This is a genomic window from Tenuifilum sp. (assembly GCF_037481895.1).
GTDB classification, from domain to species: Bacteria; Bacteroidota; Bacteroidia; order Bacteroidales; family Tenuifilaceae; genus Tenuifilum; species Tenuifilum osseticum.
Genome location: NZ_JBBFKU010000068.1, coordinates 1 through 4,561, shown reverse-complemented (window position 1 = coordinate 4,561; position 4,561 = coordinate 1). Strand labels below are relative to the sequence as shown.

Genomic DNA, 4,561 nt, shown 5'->3' with positions numbered 1-4,561 from the left:
TCTGAAATCTGGAATCTGAAATCTCGGAACTAATAGCTCTTCCCAATCGCCTTAACCTTAAATCCAATTTCCATGAGTTTTTTATGGTCGAGTATGTTGCGGCCATCGAAGATGAAGGCGGGTTTCATCATGTTATCGTAAATGCGTTGCCAGTCGTAGGTTTTGAATTCGTCCCATTCGGTGATAATGGCAATGGCATGGGCGTTCTTGCAGGCTTCGTAGGGGTCGTTAACCACCGTTAAGCTCTTGCGGTTTTCATCCGGTGAGCGGGTTCCCAGGTAATCCAAATCGGCGTACATACTTTTGGCCGGCACTTTGGGGTCGTACACGCAAATATTTGCCATATCGTTTAGCAGGTGATCGGCCACGTAAATGGCTGCGCTCTCGCGTGTATCGTTGGTATCCTTTTTAAAGGCCCAGCCTAGCATGGCAATCTTCTTGCCACTAACCGTATTAAATAGGGTGTGTATGATATTCTGTGCAAACCTACGCTTCTGGTAATCGTTAAGGGCAATTACCTGCTCCCAGTAACTGGCCACCTCAGGCAAACCAAAGTATTCGCAAAGGTAAACCAGGTTAAGAATATCCTTTTGGAAGCATGAACCACCAAAACCAACCGAGGCTTTCAGGAATTTTGGGCCAATACGGGAGTCAGTACCAATGGCATAGGCCACCTCATCCACATCGGCACCGGTAACCTCGCAAAGGGCCGAAATGCTGTTGATTGACGAAATGCGTTGGGCAAGAAAAGCGTTAGCAATAAGCTTTGAAAGCTCCGACGACCACAAACGGGTCTGAATTATGCGTTCACGGGGTACCCAACTGGCATACACCTGGGTTAACTCCTCAATGGCAGTAAGCCCCTCCGGCGTTTGATCGCCGCCAATTAGTACCCTATCAGGTTCAAGCAAATCATTAATGGCTGTGCCTTCTGCTAAAAACTCAGGGTTTGAAAGTACCTGAAAATTCGCTTTTCCCCCGGTTTCGGAAAGTATGGTTTTTATGGCCTGGGCTGTACGAACCGGCAGGGTTGACTTTTCAACCACAATCTTATCGGTTGTAGCCACCTCGGCAATTTGTCGGGCACAAAGCTCAACATACCGCAAATCGGCGGCTCTGCCCTTGCCTAACCCATAGGTTTTGGTAGGAGTGTTTACGCTAATGAATATCATATCGGCCTCACGGATTCCTTTTTCGATGTCGGTGTCGAAGAAAAGGTTACGACCGCGTGCCTGTTTAACCACATCGAGCAATCCGGGTTCATAGACGGGTAAATCGTCGGTATTCCATGCTGCAATGCGCTCAGCATTGATATCGACAACGTTTACCCTAATATGCGGATTTTTTAGGGCAATTACCGCCATTGTGGGTCCACCCACATAACCAGCACCGATGCAGCAGATGTTTTTTACCATAGCTTAAGGATAAAGGTTAAAGGTTAAAGGATAAAGGTTAAAGGATAAAGGATAAAGATTTAAGATTTAAGATTCAAGACTTATGATTAAAAAAATGATGTGAAGAGATGTAAAGGATTATAGTATTTAACTTTTAACGGTTCACGTTTAACGTTCAACGATTTTACAGCTTCGCCCAGTCAGTCACACCCAAGGGGCATGACCTACCAGGAATTATTCCACGAAAATAATATAAATAAGGGAAACAAGACCATAAAAAAAGTCACTAAATATAAACAAAGCCCCATTTAGGGGCTTAATTTTTTGATAATCAAAAGTAAGTTTTAGAGGCTCCAGTATGTTAAATTATGTATCTTCCCCCTGTAAATGCCTTTAACATCAACAAAAATACAACCAGAGTTGGCAAGGTTTAAAAACCAATCCTCGTTTAGGTTGATATACTGGTTATGGCTAACGGCAACAATTATGGCGTCGTACTTACCATTTGGGGCAGAAGTCATATCGAAACCGTATTCTTCCTTCACCTCGTGGCTGTCGGCATAGGGGTCAACCACATCGATATTCAGAATACCGAACGATTTCAGCTCTTTGTAAATGTCAACCACCTTTGAGTTACGGATATCGCTTACATTTTCCTTGAATGTAACACCTAAAATGAGCACGCGCGACTCCTTTGGGTTTTTATCGGCAGCAATTATTTTCTTTACGGTTTGCTTTGCTACGTAACCGCCCATGGAGTCGTTAATGAAACGGCCAGCAGTAATGATTTGAGGGTGATAGCCAAGCTCTTTAGCCTTGTAAACCAGGTAGTAAGGATCAACCCCAATACAATGACCACCCACAAGGCCGGGATAAAATTTTAAAAAGTTCCACTTGGTTCCAGCTGCCTCAAGCACCTCGTAAGTGTTAATACCCATGCGGTTAAAAATGATGGAGAGTTCATTCATAAAGGCGATATTGATATCACGTTGGGTATTTTCAATAATCTTTGCAGCCTCAGCAACCTTAATGGAGCTGGCACGGTGAATGCCTGCCTTAATAATAAGCTCGTAGGTTTTAGCAATCTCCTCAGCCGATTGGGCATCGCAACCGGAAGTAATTTTTTTGATTGTGGTTAAGGTATGCTCCTTGTCGCCAGGGTTAATGCGTTCGGGCGAAAAGCCTACCTTAAAATCCTGAATGTACTTTAAACCCGAAAGATCCTCGAGCAAGGGGACACAATCCTCCTCGGTACAGCCAGGGTAAACGGTCGACTCGTAAACCACATAATCGCCCTTTTTTAGAACTTGGCCAACTGTGCGGGTTGCTGAAAGTAATGGCTTTAAGTCGGGCAGGTTGTGCTCATCGATAGGTGTTGGCACAGCCACCACGTAGAACTTGGCCTTACGTAAATCATCGATGTTGGATGTAAACTCAATATCACAACCCCTAAAGGCCTCGGGTTCCAGCTCACGGCTGGGGTCAATACCCTTTTTCATCAGCTCTACCCTGTCGGGTTTAATATCGAAACCGATAACTGAGAGTTTACGGGCAAATTCCAAGGCAATGGGCAAACCCACGTACCCTAAACCAATAACTGCTAATTTTTCCTTTTTTGAAACAAGTTCGCTATACATAGATTAAAGATTGATTGTTTTACAGAACGGGTGAAAATCGCCGGTTAAACCAACCGGTGCCATATTTCGAATGGTATAAACGGTTTCAATTGAAGTACGGGCATCGTTTAACCCGAAGCTATTACCTGCAAGAATCTCACGGTAACTAGTAGTATGCAAATCGGTAAAGCCCTCGCTAAACTCCAGCTCCTTATCGGCAATGCGAATGGAACGGTATGTCCGCTGCCCCTTCTCCTTGAGGGCATTTGGAATATCATCATAGTCAACACTTAAGAACCATCGAACACGAGCCTTTTCCAGTTCCAGATAACCAGCAGCTTTGTCGGGACGGGAAACATGCACAATGCTCGACTTAACATCACCAAAAATCCACGATAGCATATCGAAGAAATGCACACCGATATTGGTGGCTACCCCACCCGACTTCTGGAGATCACCTTTCCATGAGATGAAATACCAACGTCCACGGCTGGTAATGTAGGTTAGATCGATATCAAAAATCTTATCCTTAGGGGCGCTGTCGATCTGCTTTTTCAACTCAATGATAGTAGGATGTAACCTAAGTTGAAGTATTGTGCTGATACGTTTGCCGGTTTCCTTTTCAATTTCCGCAAGGGCATCAATATTCCAGGGATTTAGAACTATTGGTTTTTCGCAAATAGCGTTAGCTCCCTGCCGAAGTGCAAAACGGATATGCGAATCGTGAAGGTAGTTTGGTGTACAAATGCTAACGTAATCAACCTTAATACCCTGACGTTTGAGTTTATCGATATGCCTATCAAACCTTTCGTACTCCACAAAAAAATCGGCTTCGGGAAAATAGCTATCCATTATTCCCACACAGTCGTGCTTGTCGAGCGCAGCTAGAAGATTATTACCGGTTTCCTTAATTGCTTTAAGGTGACGTGGAGCGATAAAACCGGCCGCTCCAATAAGTGCAAAATTCTTCATTAGTTATTCTATTCTGAAAACCTGATTATTTTCAAGTTTATACTTTTGTCCACTCTCGGGGCATACGGCAATGCCCTCGGCATTAAACACCAAACGATGCCCATACTCACTCATCCATCCTATTTGTCGGGCTGGATTACCCACCACAAGAGCATAGGGTTTTACGTCCTTAGTTACCACAGCGCCGGCACCAATAAACGAGAATTCGCCTAAGGTTACTCCACATACAATGGTTGCATTTGCACCAATGGTGGCGCTTCGTTTAACCAGAGTGGTCATATACTCACTCTTCCGATTAATAGCGCTACGTGGATTTATCACATTGGTGAAAACCATTGAAGGTCCAAGGAAAACATCGTCCTCGCAGATAACGCCTGTGTAAATAGAAACATTATTTTGGACTTTAACGTTTCTACCCAATTTAACCCCAGGGGAAACAACCACATTTTGCCCAATATTACAGTTTTCGCCAATTTCGCAGCCAGTCATTATATGGCTGAAATGCCATATTTTTGTACCCTTGCCTATTGTGCAACCTTCATCAATTACTGCTGTTTCGTGGGCGAAGTAGGTTTTCTC

General features: G+C 44.1%; 4 protein-coding genes. All 4 read right to left on the bottom strand.

The genetic code is table 11. The features are described 5' to 3' along the window. Nucleotides 1-29: 29 nt before the first annotated feature. Nucleotides 30-1,415, bottom strand: coding sequence for a UDP-glucose 6-dehydrogenase (locus WHS63_RS13050; RefSeq protein WP_445205495.1), 1,386 nt, complete (start codon nucleotides 1,413-1,415; stop codon nucleotides 30-32). 323 nt (nucleotides 1,416-1,738) lie between these two features. Then, a complete protein-coding gene (locus WHS63_RS13045) occupies nucleotides 1,739-3,031 on the bottom strand; it encodes a nucleotide sugar dehydrogenase (protein ID WP_445205494.1) in 1,293 nt (430 codons plus the stop codon). Nucleotides 3,032-3,034: 3 nt separating this feature from the next. Then, complete coding sequence (locus WHS63_RS13040; RefSeq protein ID WP_445205493.1) at nucleotides 3,035-3,982, bottom strand: Gfo/Idh/MocA family oxidoreductase; 948 nt, start codon at nucleotides 3,980-3,982, stop codon at nucleotides 3,035-3,037. Between the two features lie 3 nt (nucleotides 3,983-3,985). Then, nucleotides 3,986-4,561, bottom strand: a 576-nt coding sequence (locus tag WHS63_RS13035; RefSeq protein WP_445205492.1) for an acyltransferase, incomplete at its 5' end; no start/stop codon positions are given.

What these genes read in the sequence shown, in the direction of transcription:
- WHS63_RS13040 (WP_445205493.1), bottom strand. Translation starts at nt 3,982, where the DNA reads ATGAAGAATTTTGCACTTATTGGAGCGGCCGGTTTTATCGCTCCACGT.
- WHS63_RS13045 (WP_445205494.1), bottom strand. Translation starts at nt 3,031, where the DNA reads ATGTATAGCGAACTTGTTTCAAAAAAGGAAAAATTAGCAGTTATTGGT.
- WHS63_RS13050 (WP_445205495.1), bottom strand. Translation starts at nt 1,415, where the DNA reads ATGGTAAAAAACATCTGCTGCATCGGTGCTGGTTATGTGGGTGGACCC.